We start from the raw sequence: 22575 nt of genomic DNA, 5'->3' as shown, positions 1-22575 counted from the left end.
ATTTTCCAGCGGTTTGCTCGTGAGGTTAGGGGGAGACCCTGAGGCGAGCATATGCGCGGCCGTATGACGGGGATGCAGCCAAAGGTATGAGAGACCAGGCGCTTTTCGACAAGATAGACCTCCACTTGATCAGGGTCTTGCATACCGTGCTGACTGAACGCAGCGTCTCCCGAGCGGGCGTCCGGCTGGGCATGCACCAGCCGGCCGTGTCCTCCGCGCTCAAGCGCCTGCGCGAACTCGCCGGGGACCCCCTGCTGGTGCGCTCGGGCGCCGGCATGGTGCCCACCGACGCCGGGCTGCGCATGATCGAACCCAGCGCAAGCATCCTCCGTGCCGCCGAAATGCTGTTCTCCGAGGCCCGCGGCTTCGAGCCGCAGACGTCGAACATCACCTTTCGCGTCGCGGCCGCCGACTACCTCGACCCGCTCTTCCTGCCGAGGCTCGTCTCCCAGATCAAGCAGCTGGCGCCCCAGTCGCAGGTGGAGATCCATCCGCTCTCGGCCGATTCCGACTACCAGGCCCGCCTGGCCCAGGGCGACGTCGACGTGGTGGTGGGCAACTGGCTGAAACCGCCGGGCGAACTGCACATGGGCCAGCTGCTGGCCGACCAGATCGTCTGCCTGGTGGCCAACGACCACCCGGCCGCCAAGCGCGGGTGGACGCAGGAAAGTTGGCTCGAGTGCGAGCACGTCGCGCCCACGCCCACGCATCCGGGCGGCCGCGGCGTGATCGACGAACACCTGGAAGAGCTGGGCTTGCGCCGCAACATCACGGCCCGCTGCCCGCATTTCGGCGTGATCCCGCAGATGGTGGCATCGAGCTTGCTGGTACTCACCACGGGCCGGCAATTCTGCGACCGGTTCACCGACCGGTTGCCGGTCAAGATCCTCGAATGCCCCGTCGACTTCCCGCAATTGCTCTACTACCAGCTCTGGCATGAACGTACGCATACCTCGGTCTCGGCGCGCTGGCTGCGCGAGCGCGTGAAAGCCGTGGCCGCCGGATTGGCCCAGGAACGATGAGCGCCCCCCGCCTGCAGCTGGCGCACATCACCAAGCGCTATCCCGCCGTCGTGGCCAACGGCGACGTCTCATTGACGGTGCAGCCCGGGGAGACGCACGCCGTGCTGGGCGAGAACGGCGCCGGCAAGTCCACGCTGATGAAGATCATCTACGGCACCGTCAAGCCCGACGAGGGCAGCGTGCTGTTCAACGGCCAGCCGGTGCACATCCGCAATCCGCAGGAGGCGCGCGCGCTGGGCATCAGCATGGTGTTCCAGCACTTCAGCCTGTTCGACACGCTCACCGTGGCCGAGAACGTCTGGCTGGGGCTGGACAAGAGCCTCACGCTGGCGCAGGTGACGCAGAGCATCACCGCGAAAGCGCGGGAGTACGGCCTCGACGTCGACCCGTCGCGCCCCGTGCACACGCTGTCGGTGGGCGAGATGCAGCGCGTCGAGATCATCCGCGCGCTGCTCACCAACCCCAAGCTGCTGATCCTCGACGAACCAACCTCGGTGCTGACGCCGCAGGCGGTCGAAAAACTCTTCGTGGTGCTGAAGATGCTGGCGGCCGAGGGCTGCAGCATCCTCTACATCAGCCACAAGCTGCACGAGATCCGTGAGCTGTGCACGGCCTGCACCGTGCTGCGTGGCGGCAAGGTCACCGGGGTCTGCGATCCACGCCAGGAAAGCAATGCGTCGCTGTCGCGCCTGATGATCGGTGCCGAACCGCCGGCGCTGGAACACCGCGAGCGCACCCCGGGCGAGGTGGTGCTGCGCGTGCAGGCCCTCACCTTGCCGCGCGAAGACCAGTTCGGGGTCGACCTCGACGCCGTCTCGCTGGATGTGCGCGCGGGCGAGGTGGTGGGCATCGCCGGCGTCTCCGGCAACGGCCAGCGCGAGTTGCTCTACGCGCTCTCGGGCGAAGACACGCGCGCGGCCGCGGACATGATCCAGGTCGATGCGCAGCCCGTGGGCAAGCTCGGTCCCACCGCACGCCGCGCGCGCGGCCTGCACTTCGTGCCGGAGGAGCGGCTGGGGCGCGGCGCGGTGCCCACCCTGGGCCTCGCGCACAACCTGCTGCTGACGCGCGGCGATGCGGTCGGCCGCGGCGGCTGGATCCGCGTGAAGGATTTGCGGGCGCAGGCCGAGAGCATCATCGCCCGCTTCAACGTCAAGGCCGGCGGCCCGAACGCGGCCGCCAAGTCGCTCTCTGGCGGCAACCTGCAGAAGTTCATCGTGGGCCGCGAGATCGATGCCAACCCCAAGCTGCTGATCATTTCGCAGCCGACCTGGGGGGTGGACGTGGGCGCCGCCGCGCAGATCCGCGGCGCGATCCTCGCCTTACGGGACGCCGGCTGCGCGGTGCTGGTGGTCAGCGAGGAGCTGGAGGAACTGTTCGAGGTCTGCGATCGGCTGCATGTGGTCGCCAAGGGGCGGCTGTCGCCGTCGGTGGACAGGGCGAAAGCGACCGTGCCGCAGATCGGGGAATGGATGAGCGGGCTGTGGGGCACAGATCACGACAAGCCGCCAGCCCTCACCCCAGCCCTTTCCCAGAGGGAGAGGGAGCAAGACCAGCATGCTTAAGCTCGAGCCACGCCCGCAAGCCTCGCAGTTCTGGAGCATCGCCTCGCCGCTGCTCGCCCTGGTCATCACGGTCGTCCTCGGCACCATCCTCTTCGCCGCCTTGGGCAAGGACCCGGTCAAGGGCCTGCAGATCTTCTTCTGGGAGCCGATCAGCTCGCCCTACCGCCTGGGCGAGCTGATGGTGAAAGCCACGCCGCTGCTGCTGATCGCGCTGGGGCTGGCCGTGTGCTTCCGTTCCAACGTCTGGAACATCGGCGCCGAGGGCCAGTTCGTGATCGGCGCGCTGGCCGCCGGTGGGGTGGCGCTGCTGGCGGGCAAGGACACCAGCCGGTTCATCGTGGTGGCGATCCTGTTCGCCGGGATCCTGGGCGGCATGGCCTGGGCCGGGCTCACCGCGCTGCTGCGTGACAAGTTCAACGCCAACGAGATCCTGGTCAGCCTGATGCTGGTGTACGTGGCCACGCTGATCCTCAACTACATGGTGTTCGGGCCCTGGAAGGACCCGGGCGGCTACAACTTCCCGCAGACCAAGACCTTCGAAGCGGTGACGCAGGTGCCCAAGCTGATGAAGGGCTCGCGGGTGACCATCGGGCTGGTGCTCGCCTTGCTCGCCGCGGGCGCGCTCTGGATCTACCTGTTCCGCACCCGTGCCGGATTCGCGCAGCAGGTGGGCGGGCTGGCGCCGGCGGCGGCGCGCTATGCGGGCTTCTCGTCGCGCCGGGCCTTGTGGACGGCGCTGCTGATCTCCGGCGGGGCGGCCGGTCTGGCGGGCGGGCTGGAGGTTGCCGGTCCGATCGGCCAGTTGACGCCCTACGTACCGGCGGGCTACGGCTTCGCCGCCATCATCGTGGCCTTCGTCGGCCGGCTGCACCCGGTCGGCATGATCTTCTCGGCGATCCTCATGAGCATGTTCTACATCGGCGGTGAACTCGCCCAGTCGCGCCTGGGTCTGCCGAAATCGCTGACGGGTGTGTTCCAGGGGCTGCTGCTCTTCACCTTGCTGGCCTGCGACACGCTCATGGCGTACCGCATCCGGTTCATGCTGCGCGGAGCCAGGAGCGCCTGATGGAATCCTACGCACTCCTCTTCGCCTCCACGCTCAACGCGGGCACCGTCCTCGCGCTCGCCGCTTTGGGCTTGCTGATCAACGAAAAGGCCGGCATCGTCAACCTGGGCGCGGAGGGCATCATGCTGTGCTCCGCCATCGCCGGTTTTGCGGCCGTCATCCACTCCGGCAGTGACTGGGTCGGGTTCGCGGCTGGCATGGGCGCCGGCGCGCTGCTGGCGGCGATCTTCGGCCTGCTGGTGATCTGGCTGAACACCAACCAGTACGCCACGGGCCTGGCGCTCAGCCTGTTCGGCGCCGGCTTCTCCGCATTCGCCGGCATCAAGTACGTGCAGGAGAAGCTGCCGGAGCGGGCGAGCTATGCCTTCCCGGTGCTGGGCGACATCCCCCTCGTGGGCCCGGCGCTGTTCCGACAGCACCCCATCGTCTATCTGACGATCGCGGCGGTGGCCGGGCTGATCTGGTTCCTGTACCGGACGCGCGCGGGGCTGGTCCTGCGCTCGGTGGGTGAATCCCCGGAATCCGCCCATGCGCTCGGCTACCCGGTGCGGCGCATCCGGCTGCTGGCCGTCGTTGCCGGCGGCGCCCTGTGCGGCCTGTCGGGCGCCTACCTGGCCATCGTCTACACGCCGCTCTGGGTCGAGGGCATGGTGGCCGGCAAGGGCTGGATCGCCCTGGCGCTCACCACCTTCGCCACCTGGCGGCCGGCGCGCGTGCTGCTGGGGGCTTACCTGTTCGGCGGCGTCACCATGCTGCAGTTCCACCTGCAGGGCACCGGCGTCGATGTGCCCAGCGAATTCCTCAACATGCTGCCTTACGTCGCCACCATCGTGGTGCTGGCGCTGATCTCCCGCAATCCCGCCTGGATCCGGGTCAACATGCCGGCCTCGCTTGGAAAGCCTTTCTATCCGGGGACATAATTCCCTTTTTTCCGCCACCTCCACTTCCCGACAGAAGGAATCCTCCATGACCGACCTGAAGAAACGCTCGCTGATCCGCGTCGCAGCCCTGACCGCCGCGGTCGCCGGCCTGGCGGCCTGCGGCAAGCAGGAACCGCCGCCGGCCCCCGCGGCTGCCCCGGCTCCCACGCCCGTGGCCGCCCCAGCGCCCGCGCCCAAGCCGGCGCCGCTGAAGATCGCTTTCGCCTATGTCGGCCCGGTGGGTGACGGCGGCTGGACCTTCGCCCACGACAACGGCCGCAAGGCGATCGAGAAGGAATTCGGCGACAAGATCGTCACCAGCTTCGTCGAGAAGGTGCCCGAGTCGGCCGACGCCGAGCGCGTGATCCGCGACATGGTGGGCCAGGGCAACAAGCTGATCTTCGGCACGACCTTCGGCTACATGGAGCCGATGCTGAAAGTGGCCGGCGACAGCAAGGACGTGAAGTTCGAGCACGCCACCGGCTACAAGACCTCCGAGAACCTGCGCACCTACGACAGCCGCACCTACGAAGGCGCGTACATGGCCGGCGTGATCGCCGGCAAGATGACCAAGACCAACACGCTCGGCGTGGTGGGCTCGATCCCGATTCCCGAAGTCGTGCGCAACATCAACAGCTTCACGCTGGGCGCGCAGTCGGTGAACCCGAAGATCAAGACCAAGGTCGTGTGGGTCGGCGACTGGTTCAATCCGCCAAAGGAAACCGAAGCGGCCACGGCCCTCATCAACGGCGGCGCCGACGTGCTGATGCAGAACACCGACTCGTCGGCCGTGCTGCAGACGGCGGAGAAGATGGGCAAGCGCGCCTTCGGCTGGGACAGCGACATGACGGCCTACGGCCCGAAGGCGCACCTGGGTTCCGCCATCATCAACTGGGCGCCGTACTACATCAAGGCCACGCGCGAAGCGCTGGAAGGCAAGTGGACGACCGGCCAGAGCTGGTGGGGCGTGAAGGAAGGCGCGATCGACATGGTCTCGGTGGCCGCCGACGTGCCGGACGACACCAAGAAGCGCATCGACGAGATCAAGGCCGGCCTGAAGGATGGCACCTTCAACATCTGGAAGGGCCCGATCGCCAACAACACCGGCAAGGAAGTCCTGGCCAAGGACGCCGTCGCCGACGACAAGTTCCTGGGCGGCATCAACTTCTACGTCAAGGGCGTGGAGGGGAAGGTGCCGGGCGGGGACAAGAAGTAAGCGCTTCGCGCGCATGACGAAGGGCCGCTTGCGCGGCCCTTTTTTTGTCTGTCGTCATCCCCGCGAAGGCGGAGGCGAGGGAAAGAATGGCTGTCATCCCAGCGAAGGCTGGGATCCAGAGGTTCCCAGACTTCCTTTTGCGCGCCACCTTAGTTGGCACCTTCGCCCCATCCCCCACCCACCCGCAGCTCATACTGTGGCGGCCTGTGCTACGCCTGCGGCTCGCTCCGGCTTCGCTGCGATGTGCGGCCTGAGGCCGGTACCGCAGGAACTGAAATCGCCGCGGGCGCGTGGGGGATGGGGCGAAGGGGGCGAGGTTGTATCACTCGGAAGGGGGTCGCGACGGGCGCCGGGGTGCTGCAAAATGGCTGGATGTCGACATTCGCGAATGGATAGATATGGAATCCACATCTATCCACAAGACTCTACCTACGGAACGTTGTGGCCACTCGTGGTCGGTTCTTTCGCGGTCTAGATGACGTTAAACCTCACGGCGGAGAGGCCATGTCTGCAAACACCAATCTTCCTCTGACGTTGGCCCAGTTGGTCGAGCGCGCGCTTGATCAGGGCGTGACCCAGGTCGAAGCCGCCGGCAGTCCGCTACACCCTCTCTTATTGGACGATACCGGCAAGTTGATGATCCTGTTCAACGAGCGTGGTGAGGATCCCATGGAGCTGGCATGCCAGGTAATCAAAGCCCAGGCCCCGGAAGCCATCCGCTGTGCACTCGCCATCGATAGTCGTATCACTCTTGCGGATGGAAAGAAGTGGGATGCAATTGTCGTGATGGCCTGTCAACGTGGGAGCGAGCAGGGCGAGGTCTGGGCACAGCGATATGTCCCCAAGGGGCTATTTCGCAAGTTCCGTGTCGAGGGCGTTCCGGAGAGAGTCGGGGCGGCCAAAGACTTCATCTCGGCAGCTCTAAGTGAGACTTAACATGGCAGTCGACACGGACGCCCAAGGGCGTCCCGCCGCTGCGCGGCTCTGGCCTATCCATGGTCGCCGGTCACTTCTACGTTAGCCGCTGAAATCAAATGCTAGGCCTATCCAAGTCCAAGGACACCCTGGGTGCCGGCTGCATGTGCGAGCCAGCAAAGAAACTGCCCGAAGTCACTCCGTTCGAGGAAGTGCAGCGCCTCACGGGGCCATACGAGCACGAAAATGTCGCTTTCGCGCGTTGCAAGGTGTGTGCGAAGGCAGCCCTCTACTACTCGGCCGACATCTACGACGACTTCTGGCAGTACTGGTGTCTCATCGACGAGGCCGAGAAAGCGGTACTCGCCGCGCCGGATGACGATGAAGAACCGCAGCGCCCAGCTCGCGCTCGTGAAATTCTCGGCCGGAAGTCGACTCTCATCAAAGGCCCGGTCCTTGGCTTCGAGTGGTGCGTCGACGGAGCGCAAGTGCTTGAGGGCCCTCCATGGTGAGCCACGGCGCGGCTAACAAGCTAGTCAACACGAACGCGGAGCTTGCTTCACTTTGATTGACGCTCTGACCTGGCTCAGAGTTGATCAATGCTGGCCTCGAAAACTGCTGCCGCCCAGCCGAAAATGGCGGTCAAGACAGCAGCGGACTATGCTCAGTTTGATGCCCCGCCCATCGGGCCGCATGCGAACATCGCAGCGAAGCCGCCACCCAAGGTGGCGTGCAAAAGGAAGATGGAAGCTCTGGATCCCCGCCTCCGCGGGGATGACACACGCTCGCTTACGCTCGCGCGGCTACTTCAACGTCGAATAGTTCAACGGCAGGAACGTATACCCCCCACTCCCATTGCTGCGCAACCTCCCCACCCCAGGGAACGACAGATGCGCCGCCCCCACCATCCACCCATTCTTCGCAGCCTCTTCATAAGCCGCCACGCGCTGCCGCATCGCCGCGGCGTTGTCGGAATCGAACTGGATGACGACGCTCGGGTCCTCGAACTGCACCGCGGCCACGTGCATCAGGTCGCCCCACAGCACCAGCTTCTCGCCCTTGCTCTCCACGGTGTAGATCGTGTGGCCGGGCGTGTGCCCGTAGGTGGACACGGCCCGCACGCCGGGGACGAGCTCGGTCGCGCCTTCGAACGGTCGCATCTTGCCGGCCTGGAGGTACGGCTTCGTGGTCAGCATGGCGCCCTGGAAGAACTGCTTGGCCGCCTCCGGCGCGGCGGCCATGTTGGCCTCGCTCAGCCAGAAGTCCGACTCTCGCTTGTCCATGCGCAGCGTTGCGTTCGGGAAGACACGCGCGTTGGTGGCCACGACACCGCCGACGTGATCGCCATGCAGGTGCGTGATGTAGATCTCGTCGACCTGCTCCGGTGTGTACCCGGCGGCGCGCAGGTTGGTGACGAGCTGGCCCACCGTTGGCCCGAACAGTTGGCCGGCGCCGGTGTCCACCAGCACCAGCTTGGAGCCGGTGTTGATCAGGAAGGCGTTCACCGACGTCTCGACCTGCTCGCCCAGGAAGCCGCGCTTGAGCGCATCGGCGATCTTCGCGCGGTCGCCGCGCAGCAGCTGCAGCACCGGCAGGCGGATCGTGCCATCGGAGATGACGGTCACTTCGATGTCGCCGACCATCATGCGGTGGAAGCCGGGCGCTTGGGTTTTCTGCATCGGCACCTGGGCGGTGGCGGGCAGGGTGGTGGCAAGCAGCGCCAGCGCGGAGGCGAAGGCGCAGGACCAATGGGCCAGTTTCTTCATCGTCTTGTTCCTCGAGACCCGGAAGTGGGCGATGCGTACTCTACTGCGCCCTGGCGCCGGCTGCAGCGGCCTCCTGTTGCCGCAGTGCGCTGATCAACTGCGAGCGCGACTTGGCGCCGAAGTGCAGCAGGATGGTCGAGACGTGGTTCTTGACCGTGCCTTCGGTCAGCTCGCTCGCATCGGCGATCTCGCGGTTCGACTTGCCCTGGAGCACCAGGCCGAGCACCTGCACCTGCCGCTGCGTGAGCCCCGCCATCGGCGTGGCCTCGTTGCGCGGCGCAGCGGGCACCGCGGCTTGGGTCGGGAACACGCCGCGTGATTCCAGGTAGGCGATCACGTCGTCCAGGTCGGCCGACTTGCGCAGGAAAGCATCGGCACCGAGCGAGATCGCCTGGTCCACGGTCGCCGGGTCCGACATGCCGGAGAGCACCGCGACGCGCGCCTTGGGGAATTTGCGCATGAACTGCGCGAGTCCCGGCAGGCCGTCGGAATCGGGCAGGTTCAGGTCCAGGAACACCAGCGCGATGCTGTCGCGGTTGAGGCCGTAGACCTCCATCGCCGACGTCAGGGAACGCACCTCGAAGACGTGCAGCTGGGTGTGCGTGGGCGCAAAGCGCGCATGCAGCAGCGCGCGCAGGCCGAGCCGCACCAGCTCGTGGTCATCGACGATCAGCACGCCGCTCTTCCTGCGCAGGCTCTGGGCGAGCAGGTAGGTGTCGGCGTCGATCTGGGTGCTGGCCATGTTGGCTCCGGATTGTGCCGGTGCGTGGCGGCCTCCACAAGGCGCCTGATCACCGGCCGGAGCCACTTTGGCAGGGCGGCGCGACGCGCGCAGGTGCCGAAAGGCAGTGACTTTCGGCATGCCCGGCATGCCTTCACCCCGTGCCGGGCGCGAGATCGCACATGACCTTGTGCAATTCCGGCGACGCCTCGCGGTCCCTAAGGTCGGGGCACCCATCGACGGAGGCTCCATGAACGAAACGCAGATCCAGGCCATCAACCGATCTTTCGCCGCCGTGCTGCCGATCAGCGACGCCGCGGCCGCCATCTTCTACCAGCGGCTGTTCGAGCTGCGGCCTGCCGTGCGGCCGCTGTTCCAGAACGACCTGCACGCGCAGGGCCGGAAACTGATGCACACCATCGGCACGGCAGTCGGCGCGGCGCGCAACCTCGACGCCCTGCGCGGGCCTTTGCAGGAATTGGCAAAGCGGCACGCGGGCTACGGCGTGCGTCCGGAACACTTCGACGACGTTGGCACGGCCTTGATCCATACGCTGGAGCAGGGCCTGGGCTCGGACTTCACCGCGGAAACGCGGCAAGCCTGGATCGCCCTGTACGGCGAAGTGGCCGGGATCATGCGACCCGCGCTCGAGCAGGCGCTGAGGCAAGCGTCCGGCCACCACGAGGCGCCGCGCCGGCCGCGGTCGCTGTTCCTCGCGTTGGCCGCATGGTTCGGCCGCCGGGCCGGGTGATGGCTTTTCGCGTCGGCCTGATGTTGACGGCCTCGGCGGTCGTCGCGCTGGGCCTGCGGACCAGCCAGGCGGCGGCGCCGGTCCTGGAAGACCCGGCTGCGCTCCGCGCGTACGCGCGCTGCCAGCGCGCCATGGCCGAAAGCACCTGCGTGGCCACGGGTGCTTCCGCGCAGACGCAGGCGAGCAGCGCGCCGGAGGCCGCCGTGGTGTTCGTCGCAGGCGCCGGCGCGGTGCCCGGTGACGTGTACCGGCAACTGGTGCGAGCCGACGGGCGCATGTGCGACCTGGTGCGGGCCGCTTGCGCACTCCAACCCCAAGGCAGCGTTTGCACCACGGCGGCCAAGCTGTGGTGACCGCGCAAGGATGAAACGAAGTGAAGACTCGACCTGATCTCTCCGGCCCGCGCCTGTTCGCCTGGCCGATCCAGCTTCTTGCGCTCGCAGTGCTGACCGCTTGCGGCGGCGGCGGCGGCGATACCGCCACGCCCTCGGTTTCCGCCGTGGCACCCCCGCCCGCACCCTTGCCGGCGCCCGCGCCGATCTCGGCGCCGGCAGCACCTCCACCCGCTCCCGCTCCGCCCGCCGTGGCTGGGCCGGCGCCAGCGCCAGCGCCTGTTTCGGCGCCCGGAGCCGCGCCGATGCCAGCGCCTGCACCTTCTCCAGTGCCTGCACCCGCTCCCGCTCCGGGGTCTGCTCCGCCACCAGCTCCTGCACCTGCGCCGGGACCTGCACCCGCACCCGCACCAGCACCCGCACCAGCACCCGCACCAGCACCCGCACCCGCACCAGCACCCGCACCCGCACCGTGCGCCGGCCAGACCCTCCACTGGACCGTCGGCGCCAACGCCTGCAGTGGTTCGGCGACGTTCGCCGCCAGCGGCGGCCTGGCTCAGCTTTTCGACAACGTCGGCCCGGCGACCGGCGCCGCGCAGTTCTCCTGCGGCAACGGCATGTGGACCGTGACCGGGACCCCATCCTGTGTCGGTGCGGCCGCGCCACCGGCACCCGCTTGCGACGACTGGTCCAATCCCGCGACCTGGGGCGGCGCACTGCCCGGCGCGGGCGCCGCGGTGGACATCCCCGTCGGCCGCTGCGTGCGCCTGGACACCAATCCGCCGGCCTTGGGCGGCCTCACGATCCGCGGCACGCTGACGTTTGCCGACACGGCACCCCGCGCGCTGACCAGCGCGTGGATCCACGTGAGCGGCGGCGCCCTCGAGATCGGCTCGGCGGCGCAGCCGTTCCAGAACAACGCGGTGATCACGCTGACCGACACGAACACCGCCACCAACGTCATCCCCGGCATGGGCACGCGCGCCCTGCTGGTGAGCAACGGTCGCCTCGCGCTGTACGGCCGGCGCCCCGCCGCCCCATGGACGAAGCTGGCCGATCATGCGGCGGGCGGCGCCACCGCGCTGCAACTCGCGCAGCCCATGGCGGATTGGGCCAGCGGCGACATGGTCGTCGTCGCGCCGACCGACTTCTACGGCATCGCGCAGACCGATCGCCGGCTGCTCGGCTCCACGTCGGCAGGCGGCTCGACGCTGCACCTGACCGGGGGCACCAGCGCGCCACGCTGGGGCCGCCTGCAGTACCCGGCGCCCGGCACACCGGCCGGCCTGTCGCTGGCTCCCGCCGGCTACGTGCCACCGGCTTCACCCGCACCGGCTGCGATCGACCAGCGTGCCGAGGTCGGCAACCTCACGCGCGGCATCGTGATCCAGGGTGCGGACGACCTTCCCTGGCAACAGCAGGGCTTCGGCGCCCACACCATGGTCATGGGTTCGGCCTCCCGCGTCGTCGTCGATGGCGTGCACTTCCGCCGCGTCGGCCAGGCCGGCCTGTCCGGCCGCTACGGCTTCCACTGGCACATGCTCAGCTACGCCAGCGGGATCGCCACCGGCGACGCCACGGGCAACGTGCTGCGCCATTCGGTGATCAGCGAGTCGCGCAACCGCTGCATCACCATCCACGGCACCAACGGCGTCGAAGTCCGCAACAACATCTGCCACGACATCCGCGGTCATGCGATCTTCCTGGAGGACGCGAACGAGCGCCGCAACGTGATCGAGGACAACCTGGTGCTGCAGGTGCGCGGCCCGCTGCCGGGCCGCGCCTTCCTGAACCACGACATTCCCAACGCCACCGGCCGCGGCGGCCCGAGCGGCATGTGGCTCACCCACCCGGACAACACCGTTCGCCGCAACGCCGTGGCGGACATCGACGGCAACGGCTACTGGCTGGCTTTCCCGCGCAACCCGATCGGCCACCCGGACAGCTTGAACGCGCAGATGCGTCCGCGGCACACGCCGTTCGGCGTGTTCGACGACAACGTCGCGCATTCGGTCAATCTCGCCGGGGTGCACTTCGACGAGCCGCCGGTGACCACGCCGCCGCACGGCGCCATCGAAGGCCTGCTGTACCAGCCGACGGCCAACACGCTGCCCGCGAGCGACACCAACCCGGTCGTCCCCTTCGCCTTGCGCCGCATCACCACCTACAAGAACCGCGAGGGCATCTGGAACCGTGTCAACGGCGCCAGCTACGAGGAATGGGTCTCGGCCGACAACACCAGCAAGTTCTTCATCGGCTCCACGGCGCTCAGCCACATCCGCCGCTCGCTCGTGGTCGGCACCAGCCTGAACAACGCCAACACCTGGCAGACGCTGGCCACTTCGGCGAATGCACCGCACGCGGCGTTCCGCGGGGTGCGCACGGTGGAGCCGCCGGCCGCGTTCGCCAGTTACCACGGCGGGGTCGCCATGCGGCAGAACACCATCATCAACTTCCCGTTCGTGGACTACCCGTTGAACACCGCCTCCGGCTCCGTGCCCACCGGCGCCTTCGCCAACGACGACTACTACCTGCGGCCGGTGGAGCGCAGCCTGGCGCAGAACCAGGCCAACGTCCTGATCAACGCCGCGCCCGGCCGGCGCTCGGTGCCGGCCTTCAACAACTTCGTCTTCGCCGGTGCCGTTGTCGACTACGAGGGCCTGTTCGGCCCGGCGGGCAACAACTGGGTGTACGACCTGCCGTTCTTCACGGCGGGCGGCGGCTGCGTGGCGGTCCCGCCGGCGGGGCAGAACGGCCAGAGCTGCAGCGGCCAGTACTTCGGCGCCGAATTCTTCGTGCTGGACCGCAACAACGACGATGCCTATCCACTCATGGCACTGGCGGTATCGCGGCGCGACCCTGCGAACCCCGACGCCGTGCTCGGCACCTGGTCGGTGGCGGGTGTCGCCCCCGCCGCCGCCGCCGGCACGCTGCTGCCTAACATGCGCCACTTCGCGATGCGCGAGAACGGCATCTTCGTGCTGACCTTCCCGGGCTACCGCAACGCCGTGAGCACCATCGCCAATGCACAGGGCCCGCTGACCGACGTGCGCATGACCATCGGCAACATGCACACGGCCGCGCAAGAGGTCGTGTTGGCGGTCGAGTTCCATGGCGCGGCGGCCAACGTGTTCGCGACGACCTTCCCCGGCTACGCCAGCGCGCCGATCACGGGGCCAATCAGCAACGGGCAGATCGCCGCCGTGCCCGCCGGCTCCACCCGGCGCTTCACGGCCCGCAACACGCGCGCGGACCTGCTGGCCCAGCCGGGCGACGCCTACTTCTACGATGCGGCAGCGCGCCTGGTGTGGATCAAGCTGCGCGGCGGGCTGGTGGATGCCTTCGTGGCCGACCCGTCGGCGTTCAGCGACGAGACGCTGTACCGGCCGTTCTACCTGCGCGTGACGCAGTGAAGGATGCTATGCCGGTTGCGGCCGGCAAGCCGAAGAGAGGGCCTCCAGCAGCCGCGGCGCGCTGACCGGCTTGAACACGGTCGGCAGGCCCGACTCGCGGACCTGCCGCAAGGCCTCGGGACCGGTCTCGCCGGTCACCATGACGGTCGCCACGTGGATGCCGTGCTCGGGCCCGAGGCTGCTCGCGAACTCCAGGCCGCTCGTGCCGCTGCCCAGGCGCCAGTCGCACAGGAATGCGTCGATGCGCCCGGCCCAGCGTGGATCCTGCAGCAAGGCAAGCGCCTGCTGGCAATCGGACGCCGTGAGCACCTCGATGCGGTGGCCGGACAGCACGCTGCGCACCGCCGCCAGGATGTCGTCCTCGTCATCCAGGACGAGCACGCAGGAGGGCAGGGCGAGCGGCGTGACGGGCGCCGCGGCCGGCAGTCGTGCCGCCGCCGGCACCGTGCTCGCGGCGAGCGCCTTGCCGGCGGGCACTTCGATGCGAAACACGCTGCCGCGCCCCGGGGTGGACTGCAGGCGGACCGGCAACCCGAGCAGCGCCGAGAGCCGGCGCACCACGGCCAGGCCGATGCCCAGGCCCTGCGAGCGGTCGCGGCCAGGATTCCCCAACTGGAAGAACTCTTCGAAGATGCGTTCGTGCTGGCCGGCCGGCACGCCCATGCCCGTGTCCCAGACCTCGATCGCCAGGCCCGCGCCGCGCGGCCGGGCGGCCACCAGCACGCCGCCGCGCGCGGTGTACTTGATGGCGTTGCTGACCAGGTTGGCCAGCATGCGCTCGAGGTGGCGTTCGTCGGTCAGCACGACGGCCGTGGTCGAGCGGAAGCGCAGGTGCAGGCCTTTCTCGTTGGCCTGCGGGGCGAACAGCGCATTCAACCGCTGGAACACGTGCTGCAACGGCACGCCGGCTTCCAGCACCTGCACGACGCCGGCGTCGAGCTTCGACACGTCCAGCATCGCGTCGAGCGATTCGCTGAGTGCGCGCACCGCGTCGAGCGAACGCGAAGCGCTCTCGTGCTGTGGCGTTCCGCGCAGGTCGTGCTCCAGCGCCGCGCTGAAGAGGGCGATGGCATGCATGGGCTGCCGCAGGTCGTGGCTGGCGGCGGCGAAGAAGCGGGATTTTTCGGTGCTGGCGAGTTCCACCACCGCCAGCTGTTCCGACAGGCGTGCGTTCAATGCCGCGTTCAGGAAGTGCGCGTGCAGCGAGTCCGCCAGCATCTGGTTGTGCTGCAGCGCGAAGCGCATGCTCAGGTAGAGATAGAGGAACGCCAGGACGGCCGCGACCCGCAGCGTGGCGCTGTCGTGCAACGCGAGCGCGATGCACAGCTGCACGATGATGGGCAGGCAGAAGGCGAGGATGGCGCCGCGCACCGGCGCCACCCAGGTCTGGCCGCCGCTGTGGATGGCCAGCACGCTCACGGTGACGAGCGCCAGCCCGGCCATGTCGTTCGCATCGAACATCACCAGTGGCGCAGCGCCCCAGATCGCGCCGTTGATGCCCAGCCGCAGCAGGTAGCCGCGCACCCAACCCGGGTCGTGCACCACCGAGGGATCGCGGAAGTAGCGGCCAACCCAGAAGGAGCGCACGAGCTGCGTGAAGTGCATGGCGCCGCCCCACACCAGCGCCCACGAATTGCCGAGCCGGAAGTACATGTACATCCACAGCACCAGGGCCATGGAGATCGCCACCACGTTGGAGTTGCGGTTGGTGCGGAAGATGAGCGAGAACTGCTCTTCCCGCACCAGCCGACGGATGCGCTGTTCTTCCTCGGCAGGGATGTCGATCGGCGCGGCCGTGATGGTCATGCGGGCTTTCTTGGTGCGCGCCAGCATAGTCGGGCTGCCACGGCCGGGCAACCCGTCGCGCCCTTTTTCGATTCTTTACCGGTGCGATGCGTCCGTGTGTCATCTCCCGGGGAGGTGCCATGCTAATTTTGCTGCGACCGATCCAGACGAGACGTCCCATGCAGATCCAGACCCTCCTTCTTCGTTGGCGCGTTGCGGCGCCATGGCTCATGGCCGCGGCCCTCGTGGCTTGCGGTGGGGGCGGCGGCAGCCCCGGCGAGAACCCACCTCCGGCCGCGCAGATCACACTGCTGGCAGGCTCCCTGCAGTCCGCGGGGACGGCGGACGGCATCGGCACGGCGGCGCAGTTCAACGGTCCTCGCGCGGCCGCGCAGGCGCCGGACGGCACCATCTTCGTGGCGGACACCGGCAACCACACCATCCGGCGCATCGCTCCGGATGGCGCGGTCTCGACGCTCGCCGGCGCCGCCGGACAGGCGGGTGCGGCCGACGGCGCCGCCACCAGCGCGCGGTTCTCGTCGCCTTCCGGCATCGTGCGCAGTGCGCAAGGCGAGCTGTTCGTTGCGGACACCGGCAATCACACCATTCGCCGGATCGCCATCGACGGAACGGTCTTCACGTTGGCGGGTTCCGCCGGGCAGCGCGGCGCCGTGGACGGCACCGGGGCGGCAGCGCGCTTCGATGCGCCGCGTTCGCTCGCCTTCCATGCGGACGGGACCCTGCTGGTGGCCGATCGCAGCGGGGCGATCCGGCGCGTCCGCACGGACGGCCAGGTCACCACCTTCGCGGGGCAATTGGGCCAGAGCGGCTTCGTCGTCGCGGATGGAACAGCGGCGCGCTTCACCATCTTGAACGGCATCGCGGTCGACGGTGCGGGCAACGTCGTGGTGTCGGAATTCGACGCCGCCGGCTCCACCTCGGTGGGACGCCTGCGCCGCTTCGATTCGCTGGCGCGTGCCCTGCCGTGGGGTGCCAGGCCGCAGGGCGTGGTGGAAGTGCCCATGCCGATGGGCATTGCCGCGCTCGGTTCCGGCGAGGTCCTCGTCGCATCGAGCGGCGTGTTCGCGCCGGTGCCGAGCGTCAACGACGTCCACAACAGCATCCTGCGCATTGACCTGGCGGGCGAGTCGCGCGTGATCGCCGGCGAGAACGGGCCGCTCGGGCGCGGCAGTGCGGATGGGCCAGGCGCGGCTGCACGGTTCAACCATCCGGAAGGCGTCGCTGTCGGCATCGGCGGGCGCATCCTCGTGGCCGATACGCAGAACCACGCGATCCGGCAGATCGACGATCGCGGCCTGGTGACCACCGTGGCCGGCGGCGCCGGCATCGGCCTGGTGGACGGGGGCGGTGCCGCCGCGCGCTTCCACGCACCGGCGAGCATCGCGGCGCTGCCGGATGGCTCCTTCCTCGTCGCGGACAGCGGCAATGCGCGCGTCCGCCGCGTGACGCGCAGCGGCCAGGTCAGCACCTTGACCTTCACCGGCGAAGCCGGCACGCCGGCGACAGGGAGCTTCCAGACCCTGGGCCGCAGCGTGACCGCGTTGGCGGCATCGCCCCAGGGCGACGTCTACGCCAGCCGCGTCTTCACCAACAGCCTCTACGACCTGGTGGAGATCGAAGGAACTGTCGTGCGTTCGCTGCTCCCGGTGTGGTCCCCGGTGCTCGCCGCCGGCCGCGATGGCTCCCTGTACTTCGCCAGCGGGGGTGGCGCCACGCTGGACCGCCTGCGGGCCGACGGCACCCGCGAGGTGCTGGCCTCCGGGTTCCAGTCCGCTGCGTTGGCGGTCAACGAGGCCGGCACGGTCTATTCCGCCGGGTTCGACCACGTGATCCGCACCGTGAGTCCGGCGGGCCAGGTGCGCGTGCTGGCCGGCGCGGCGGGCCAGGCCGGCGCGAACGATGGCGACCTGCAATCCGTGCGGTTCAACCAGCCGCGCGCCTTGACGCTGGACGCCGCAGGCCGCTTGTACGTGGCCGATGCGACGGGCATCCGCCGGATCGGGGTGGACGGCAGTGTCGAGCGCATCGTGGGCGGCGCGGGCCAGGTCGGTGCGGGGGACGATCCGCTGCTGCGCGCGGTCCGGCGGATCATGGGCTTGGCATGGCTGGACGGGGTGCTCTATGCCACCGTCGACCACGCCGTCCTGCGGATCGATGCGGCCCGCTGACGCTCAGCCGAGCCGGGGCGGCAAGGGTGGCGGGCTCTGCGGCGGCGGCGGTGCCGGCCGGCCGCTCCGCTGCTCCCAGGTGGCGGGGCGCAGCAGCACGAGAGACAGCGCCACCCGGCCGCCAGCGTGCTCGACGGCAAGCTCCAGGACCAGGTGATCCTGTTCCGGCGATTCCCAGGCCAGCGGCCGCGCCCCGCCTGCCGCATCTTCCAGGCTCGTGATGGCCGTTTCCGCGGGCAGATGGATGCGCACCGGCCCCAGGCCGCCGGGGAGATGCAAGGCGATGGCCGCGCTCGCGGCGTCATCCTCCCCCCAGGCGCCGAGCCAAAGCGCCTCCTCGGGCCAGCAGGGCACCGCCAGTGATGCGGAGTCCAGCACGACGAGCGGCGCGACGCCCCAGCTGCGCAGGCGCGCGTCGGCCCGCCAGTGCGCCAGCGCGATGCGCTGCAGCGCGATCCGCACCGCGCCGATGGCGAGCACCTCCCGATCGACGCGCCAGGCTTGCACCGTTTCCTATCCGTAGAGTTTCCTGATGGTGGCCTTGTCCCCCGTCGACAGCCGCGGCGAAGGCAGGAAGCTGCTGCCGTCGGTGGTCCAGTGCGCGGGGACGGTGTAGATCATGACCGAGACGTCGTCGAAGTCCGTGACGGCCTGGCCGGCCGCGAACTTCGCGAATACGTTGTCGTCGATGGTCCGCTTGTCCCAGTTGTTGGGTTTGTCCCCGAGTTCGGCGTAGACGGCCGGCTTGTTCCAGCTGATGCCGGCCTTCGGGTGGTTGTGTTCGTGCAGCAGGCCCAGCGCGTGGCCGAACTCGTGGATCACGACGCTGGAGAAGTCGTCCTCGGCCGTGTCCAGGGTGGCCCAGCCCAGGTTCATCGTCGGCTTGTCCGCGGCGATGTCGAGGCACTCGGTGCCGACGTACGACCAGGAGCCCGCGCGCTCCTTGAAGGCGATCCGCATGTCCGACCTCTCGCCAGCACGGGCGGGCACCATGCTGAGTTTCACACCACTCACCAGCCAGGCGCGTGCCGCCGCCAGCACCCGGTCGTGCAGGGCGGGGCTTCCTTCGAGGAAGCGGATTTTCAGTTCCGTCCCTTTCGGCCAGCACCTGTCGACTTTGGCCACCCCGCGGGTGGCCTTCTCGCTCACCCGCCTGCCGCCCGGCACGTCCCGTGCCGTGCAAACCCACTGCTTCCGGTCTGTCATGGAATTCCTCCTGAATGTCGCTGGCCGTCGGATGGCCGGCCGAAGGCGATTGCGCGGTCATCTCCGGGCCGCGTCAACCCGCATTTGAGGTACGGCTGCGTGACAATGGCACCCATGACCGCCATCCGCCCCATCCCCTCCGACCGCCTGCCCGCCCTCCTGGCCGCGATGCCGAAGGCGGAGCTGCACATCCACATCGAAGGCTCGCTCGAGCCGGAGCTGATCTTCGCACTCGCCCAGCGCAACGGCGTTGCCATTCCGTACGCCAGTGTCGAGGAACTGCGCAAGGCCTATGCCTTCACCAACCTGCAAAGCTTCCTGGACATCTACTACGCCGGGGCCAGCGTGCTGCTGAAGGAGCAGGATTTCTACGACATGACGTGGGCTTACCTGGAAAAGGCCGCGGCCGACAACGTCGTGCGCTCCGAGATCTTTTTCGACCCGCAGACCCACACCGCACGCGGGGTCGCCATGCAGACGGTCATCGACGGGCTGCATCGCGCCTGCACCGATGCGAAGGCCAAGCTCGGTGTGGATGCCGAGCTGATCCTCTGCTTCCTGCGCCACCTGAGCGAGGAAGATGCTTTCGACACGCTGGAGCAGGCCCTGCCCTTCAAGGACAAGTTCATCGGCGTCGGGCTGGACTCCAGCGAGGTGGGCCATCCGCCGGAGAAGTTCGCGCGTGTGTTCGCCAAGTGCCGTGCGCTCGGCCTGCACCTGGTGGCGCACGCTGGCGAGGAAGGACCGCCCGCCTATGTGTGGTCGGCGCTCGACGTGCTGAAGGTCGAGCGCATCGACCACGGCGTGCAGTCCCCGAAGGATCCGGAGCTGGTCAAGCGGCTGGCGAAGGACCGCATCCCGCTCACCGTGTGCCCGCTGTCCAATCTCAAGCTGTGTGTGTTCCCGCAGTTGGCCGATCACAACCTGAAGGCGCTGCTCGATGCCGGGCTGGTGGCCACCGTCAATTCGGACGACCCGGCCTACTTCGGTGGCTACATGAACGAGAACTTCCTGCAGACCTTCGCCGCCACCGGCATGACTGCGCAGCATGCGTACCAGCTGGCGCGCAACAGTTTCGAGGGGAGTTTCGCCCGGGAGGCGGACAAGCGGCGCTACATCGAAAAGCTGGACGCCGCTTTCGCGGCCGCCTGAAACGGCAGGCCGCGAGGGGCGGTAAAATCGCGAAGCCGCTGTGCCCCCAGCGGCTTTTCCGTTCCAGGGGCCATGTAGAGGACCACCATGTACAAAAACCTCGCAGCCGCGCTCGCGGCCGCCTGTTGTTTTCTTCTCCCATCCGTTTCCAACGCGCAGCAGGCCGGGCCGCTGAAGATCGGCTTCGTCCATGTCGGGCCCATCACCGACGCCGGCTGGGTGCGCCAGCACGAGGACGGCCGGCTGGCGGTGCAGGCCGCGCTTGGCACCCGCGTCAAGACGACCGCTGTCGAGAACGTGCCCGAAGGCCCGGACGCCGAGCGTGTCATCCGTGACCTGGCAGCCACCGGCCACCAGCTGATCTTCACGCCCAGCTTCGGCTACATGGAGCCCACGCTCAAGGTGGCGAAGGACTTCCCCGATGTGAAGTTCGAATCGATCACCGGCTACAAGACGGCGACCAACGTGGCCGTGGCCAACGCGCGCTATTACGAGGGCCGCTACCTGGCCGGCATCGCTGCCGGGCGCATGACGAAATCCAATGTGGCCGGCTACGTCGCCGGGTTTCCGATTCCCGAGGTGCTGCAGGGCATCAATGCCTTCACGCTCGGCATGCGTTCGGTGAACCCGAAGGCGCAGGTGAAGGTGGTGTGGCTGAACGCCTGGTTCGACCCGCCGAAGGAGCGCGATGCGGCCATGGCGCTGTTCAACCAGGATGTGGACGTCATCGCCTTCCACACCGCCTCCACGGCCGTGATGGCCGCGGCGCAGGAACGCGGCAAGCTCGCCGTGGCCTATCACTCCGACATGCGCAAGGCGGCGCCGGACGCCCAGATCGTCGCGGTGACGCACCAGTGGGGCGACTACTACACGCGGCGCGCGCGCGCCGTGCTGGACGGAAAGTGGACCAGCGGCAATGTGTGGGGCGGCGTCAAGGAAGGCATGATCCGCGTCGGCCACTTCGGGCCCAAGGTGCCGAAGGCCGTGCAAGAGGAAGTGCTGGCGCGCCAGAAGGACATCGCCGCCGGCAAGCTGCGCCCTTTCGCGGGACCGATCGCGGACAACGAGGGCAAGGCGGTCGTTTCGGCGGGGCAGGGCATGACGGACGAACAGATACTGTCCATGAACTTTCTCGTATCGGGGGTGCAGGGGAAGATTGCACAATGAAGGACCATGCAAGCCTTCCGCGCCGCCCTCCTGCGATTCGCTGACGACCGTTCGGCCCTTTACGAAGAAGACGGCCTGCTCGTGGTCGGGCCGGACGCACAGGGCCGGCCGGTGGTGCGAGCCGCCGGGGGCTACGCGGCGCTGGCGCCCAACTACCCGGGCGTCGCGATCGAGCACCTGCCAGGCCGCATCCTCGCCCCGGGCTTCATCGACCTGCATGTGCACTTCCCGCAGACGGACGTGATCGGTTCGCCGGCCGAGGGCCTGCTGCCCTGGCTGGAGAACTACACCTTCCCGCACGAGTCGCGTTTCGCCGACCACGCGTATGCCTGCGGTGTCGCATCGGTGTTCCTCGACGAGCTGCAGCGCAACGGCGTGACGACCGCGCTCACCTTCTGCACTTCGCATCCGCACTCGGTCGATGCGCTGATGGAGGAATCGCAGCGGCGCGGCCTGCGCATGATCGGCGGCAAGGTGCTGCAAGACCGGCATTCGCCCGATGGCGTGCGCGACGAAACCGAGCAGTCGCTGATCGACACCGAAGCGCTCATCCGGCGCTGGCACGGGCAGGGCCGTCTCGGCTATGCCATCACGCCGCGCTTCGCGCCGAGCTGCACCGAGGCGCAGCTGCGCGGCGCCGGCGAACTGGCGGCGCAGCACCCCGACGTCTGGATCCAGTCGCACGTGGCGGAGAACAAGGAAGAAGTGCGCTGGGCCCGCGAGCTGTTTCCGGCGGCGCGCAGCTATCTCTCGATCTACCAGGACTTCGGCCTGCTGCGCGAGCGCGCCATCTACGCGCACTGCATCCATTTCGACGACGACGACCGCGCGTTGATGCGCGACACGGGCGCGGCGGCGGCGGTCAGCCCCACCAGCAACCTTTTCCTGGGCAGCGGCTTCTTCGATTACGAGGGCGCGGACCGCATCGGCTTCAAGTACGGCCTGGCCAGCGACGTCGGCGGCGGCACCAGCTTCAGCCCGTTCCACACCATGCTGGCGGCCTACTACGTGGCACGCGAAGGGCAGACCAAGCCCGGCTTGTCGCTCAGCCCGCAGCATTTGTGGTGGCAGCACACGGCGGGCGCCGCGCAGGCGCTGGGGCTGGACGGCGTGGTCGGCAACCTGCAGCCTGGCTGCGAAGCGGATTTCGTGGTGCTGAACCCGAAGGCCACGCCACTGCTGGCACGCAAGACGGCCGCCGCGCGCGACCTGGGCGAACTGCTGTTCTCGCTGATCGTCCTGGGGGACGACCGGGTCGTGGAACGCGTGCACATCACGGGCGGCGCCACCTAGCTTCTGCGCTACGGACCCTGTATTGCTGCGCGCGGGTCAATGGGGCACACTGCCCGAGTCGCACGCGCGCGCAAGACGCACGAACGCCGCCGGAGG

At 68.4% G+C, this 22575-nt stretch carries 19 protein-coding genes; 14 read left to right on the top strand and 5 right to left on the bottom strand.

What is annotated here, in order from left to right; genetic code table 11:
* Positions 1-86 precede the first annotated feature (86 nt).
* The 7 genes from FN976_RS06865 to FN976_RS06835 all read left to right on the top strand — a co-directional run bounded on the left by FN976_RS06865 (position 87) and on the right by FN976_RS06835 (position 7216).
* Positions 87-1022 (top strand): LysR family transcriptional regulator, encoded by a 936-nt coding sequence (locus FN976_RS06865; protein ID WP_145892238.1) that lies wholly within the window; start codon positions 87-89, stop codon positions 1020-1022.
* The gene (locus FN976_RS06860) at positions 1019-2587 is read left to right on the top strand and encodes an ABC transporter ATP-binding protein (protein ID WP_145892237.1); all 1569 of its coding nucleotides are present in this window, start codon (positions 1019-1021) and stop codon (positions 2585-2587) included. Before FN976_RS06865 ends, FN976_RS06860 begins: the two co-directional genes overlap by 4 nt.
* A complete protein-coding gene (locus FN976_RS06855) occupies positions 2580-3653 on the top strand; it encodes an ABC transporter permease (protein WP_145892236.1) in 1074 nt (357 codons plus the stop codon). The genes FN976_RS06860 and FN976_RS06855 overlap by 8 nt, the downstream gene beginning before the upstream one ends.
* Complete coding sequence (locus tag FN976_RS06850) at positions 3653-4573, top strand: ABC transporter permease (protein WP_145892235.1); 921 nt, start codon at positions 3653-3655, stop codon at positions 4571-4573. Before FN976_RS06855 ends, FN976_RS06850 begins: the two co-directional genes overlap by 1 nt.
* Before the next feature lie 46 nt (positions 4574-4619).
* Positions 4620-5789, top strand: coding sequence for a BMP family ABC transporter substrate-binding protein (locus tag FN976_RS06845; RefSeq protein ID WP_145892234.1), 1170 nt, complete (start codon positions 4620-4622; stop codon positions 5787-5789).
* Positions 5790-6293: 504 nt separating this feature from the next.
* A complete protein-coding gene (locus FN976_RS06840; protein WP_145892233.1) occupies positions 6294-6725 on the top strand; it encodes a hypothetical protein in 432 nt (143 codons plus the stop codon).
* Positions 6726-6823: 98 nt separating this feature from the next.
* Positions 6824-7216 (top strand): hypothetical protein, encoded by a 393-nt coding sequence (locus tag FN976_RS06835; protein ID WP_186510772.1) that lies wholly within the window; start codon positions 6824-6826, stop codon positions 7214-7216.
* Between the two features lie 291 nt (positions 7217-7507).
* On the opposite strand, the gene FN976_RS06830 is transcribed toward FN976_RS06835, so the two are convergent.
* Both FN976_RS06830 and FN976_RS06825 read right to left on the bottom strand, forming a co-directional pair.
* Positions 7508-8470, bottom strand: coding sequence for an MBL fold metallo-hydrolase (locus FN976_RS06830; protein ID WP_145892231.1), 963 nt, complete (start codon positions 8468-8470; stop codon positions 7508-7510).
* Between the two features lie 40 nt (positions 8471-8510).
* Entirely contained in the window at positions 8511-9212 is a 702-nt protein-coding gene (locus FN976_RS06825) for a response regulator (RefSeq protein WP_255440185.1), read from the bottom strand.
* Positions 9213-9441: 229 nt separating this feature from the next.
* Between FN976_RS06825 and FN976_RS06820 the strand changes: the two genes are divergently transcribed.
* The 3 genes from FN976_RS06820 to FN976_RS06810 all read left to right on the top strand — a co-directional run bounded on the left by FN976_RS06820 (position 9442) and on the right by FN976_RS06810 (position 13687).
* Complete coding sequence (locus tag FN976_RS06820; protein WP_145892230.1) at positions 9442-9942, top strand: globin family protein; 501 nt, start codon at positions 9442-9444, stop codon at positions 9940-9942.
* Positions 9942-10295, top strand: coding sequence for a hypothetical protein (locus FN976_RS06815; RefSeq protein WP_145892229.1), 354 nt, complete (start codon positions 9942-9944; stop codon positions 10293-10295). Before FN976_RS06820 ends, FN976_RS06815 begins: the two co-directional genes overlap by 1 nt.
* A 596-nt stretch (positions 10296-10891) precedes the next feature.
* The gene (locus tag FN976_RS06810; protein WP_255440209.1) at positions 10892-13687 is read left to right on the top strand and encodes a G8 domain-containing protein; all 2796 of its coding nucleotides are present in this window, start codon (positions 10892-10894) and stop codon (positions 13685-13687) included.
* 6 nt (positions 13688-13693) lie between these two features.
* Here FN976_RS06810 and FN976_RS06805 read toward each other — a convergent pair whose 3' ends face one another.
* A complete protein-coding gene (locus tag FN976_RS06805) occupies positions 13694-15493 on the bottom strand; it encodes an ATP-binding response regulator (RefSeq protein WP_186510771.1) in 1800 nt (599 codons plus the stop codon).
* A gap of 158 nt (positions 15494-15651) precedes the next feature.
* On the opposite strand from FN976_RS06805, the gene FN976_RS06800 reads away from it, so the two are divergent.
* Positions 15652-17661 carry an NHL repeat-containing protein gene (locus tag FN976_RS06800; protein WP_186510770.1) on the top strand — a complete coding sequence of 670 codons (2010 nt, stop codon included), beginning with the start codon at positions 15652-15654 and terminating at the stop codon, positions 17659-17661.
* 3 nt (positions 17662-17664) lie between these two features.
* On the opposite strand, the gene FN976_RS06795 is transcribed toward FN976_RS06800, so the two are convergent.
* Entirely contained in the window at positions 17665-18168 is a 504-nt protein-coding gene (locus FN976_RS06795) for a hypothetical protein (protein WP_145892225.1), read from the bottom strand.
* A gap of 6 nt (positions 18169-18174) precedes the next feature.
* Entirely contained in the window at positions 18175-18867 is a 693-nt protein-coding gene (locus tag FN976_RS06790; RefSeq protein WP_145892224.1) for a M12 family metallopeptidase, read from the bottom strand.
* Positions 18868-18981: 114 nt separating this feature from the next.
* Here FN976_RS06790 and FN976_RS06785 point away from each other — a divergent pair, with 114 nt between their 5' ends.
* From FN976_RS06785 to guaD, 3 genes are all read left to right on the top strand, one after another.
* Positions 18982-20019 (top strand): adenosine deaminase, encoded by a 1038-nt coding sequence (locus FN976_RS06785; protein WP_145892223.1) that lies wholly within the window; start codon positions 18982-18984, stop codon positions 20017-20019.
* 87 nt (positions 20020-20106) lie between these two features.
* A complete protein-coding gene (locus FN976_RS06780; RefSeq protein WP_145892222.1) occupies positions 20107-21186 on the top strand; it encodes a BMP family ABC transporter substrate-binding protein in 1080 nt (359 codons plus the stop codon).
* Positions 21187-21192: 6 nt separating this feature from the next.
* A complete protein-coding gene (gene guaD / locus FN976_RS06775) occupies positions 21193-22479 on the top strand; it encodes a guanine deaminase (RefSeq protein WP_145892221.1) in 1287 nt (428 codons plus the stop codon).
* Positions 22480-22575 lie beyond the last annotated feature (96 nt).

It is taken from the genome of Caenimonas sedimenti (assembly GCF_007833165.1).
Lineage (GTDB): Bacteria > Pseudomonadota > Gammaproteobacteria > Burkholderiales > Burkholderiaceae_C > Ramlibacter > Ramlibacter sedimenti.
Note: the sequence above shows the minus strand (reverse complement) of the source record. Positions and strands in the feature narration are given on the sequence as shown.

What these genes read in the sequence shown, in the direction of transcription:
- FN976_RS06865 (WP_145892238.1), top strand. Translation starts at nt 87, where the DNA reads ATGAGAGACCAGGCGCTTTTCGACAAGATAGACCTCCACTTGATCAGG.
- FN976_RS06860 (WP_145892237.1), top strand. Translation starts at nt 1,019, where the DNA reads ATGAGCGCCCCCCGCCTGCAGCTGGCGCACATCACCAAGCGCTATCCC.
- FN976_RS06855 (WP_145892236.1), top strand. Translation starts at nt 2,580, where the DNA reads ATGCTTAAGCTCGAGCCACGCCCGCAAGCCTCGCAGTTCTGGAGCATC.
- FN976_RS06850 (WP_145892235.1), top strand. Translation starts at nt 3,653, where the DNA reads ATGGAATCCTACGCACTCCTCTTCGCCTCCACGCTCAACGCGGGCACC.
- FN976_RS06845 (WP_145892234.1), top strand. Translation starts at nt 4,620, where the DNA reads ATGACCGACCTGAAGAAACGCTCGCTGATCCGCGTCGCAGCCCTGACC.
- FN976_RS06840 (WP_145892233.1), top strand. Translation starts at nt 6,294, where the DNA reads ATGTCTGCAAACACCAATCTTCCTCTGACGTTGGCCCAGTTGGTCGAG.
- FN976_RS06835 (WP_186510772.1), top strand. Translation starts at nt 6,824, where the DNA reads ATGCTAGGCCTATCCAAGTCCAAGGACACCCTGGGTGCCGGCTGCATG.
- FN976_RS06830 (WP_145892231.1), bottom strand. Translation starts at nt 8,470, where the DNA reads ATGAAGAAACTGGCCCATTGGTCCTGCGCCTTCGCCTCCGCGCTGGCG.
- FN976_RS06825 (WP_255440185.1), bottom strand. Translation starts at nt 9,212, where the DNA reads ATGGCCAGCACCCAGATCGACGCCGACACCTACCTGCTCGCCCAGAGC.
- FN976_RS06820 (WP_145892230.1), top strand. Translation starts at nt 9,442, where the DNA reads ATGAACGAAACGCAGATCCAGGCCATCAACCGATCTTTCGCCGCCGTG.
- FN976_RS06815 (WP_145892229.1), top strand. Translation starts at nt 9,942, where the DNA reads ATGGCTTTTCGCGTCGGCCTGATGTTGACGGCCTCGGCGGTCGTCGCG.
- FN976_RS06810 (WP_255440209.1), top strand. Translation starts at nt 10,892, where the DNA reads ATGTGGACCGTGACCGGGACCCCATCCTGTGTCGGTGCGGCCGCGCCA.
- FN976_RS06805 (WP_186510771.1), bottom strand. Translation starts at nt 15,493, where the DNA reads ATGACCATCACGGCCGCGCCGATCGACATCCCTGCCGAGGAAGAACAG.
- FN976_RS06800 (WP_186510770.1), top strand. Translation starts at nt 15,652, where the DNA reads ATGCAGATCCAGACCCTCCTTCTTCGTTGGCGCGTTGCGGCGCCATGG.
- FN976_RS06790 (WP_145892224.1), bottom strand. Translation starts at nt 18,867, where the DNA reads ATGACAGACCGGAAGCAGTGGGTTTGCACGGCACGGGACGTGCCGGGC.
- FN976_RS06785 (WP_145892223.1), top strand. Translation starts at nt 18,982, where the DNA reads ATGACCGCCATCCGCCCCATCCCCTCCGACCGCCTGCCCGCCCTCCTG.
- FN976_RS06780 (WP_145892222.1), top strand. Translation starts at nt 20,107, where the DNA reads ATGTACAAAAACCTCGCAGCCGCGCTCGCGGCCGCCTGTTGTTTTCTT.
- guaD (WP_145892221.1), top strand. Translation starts at nt 21,193, where the DNA reads ATGCAAGCCTTCCGCGCCGCCCTCCTGCGATTCGCTGACGACCGTTCG.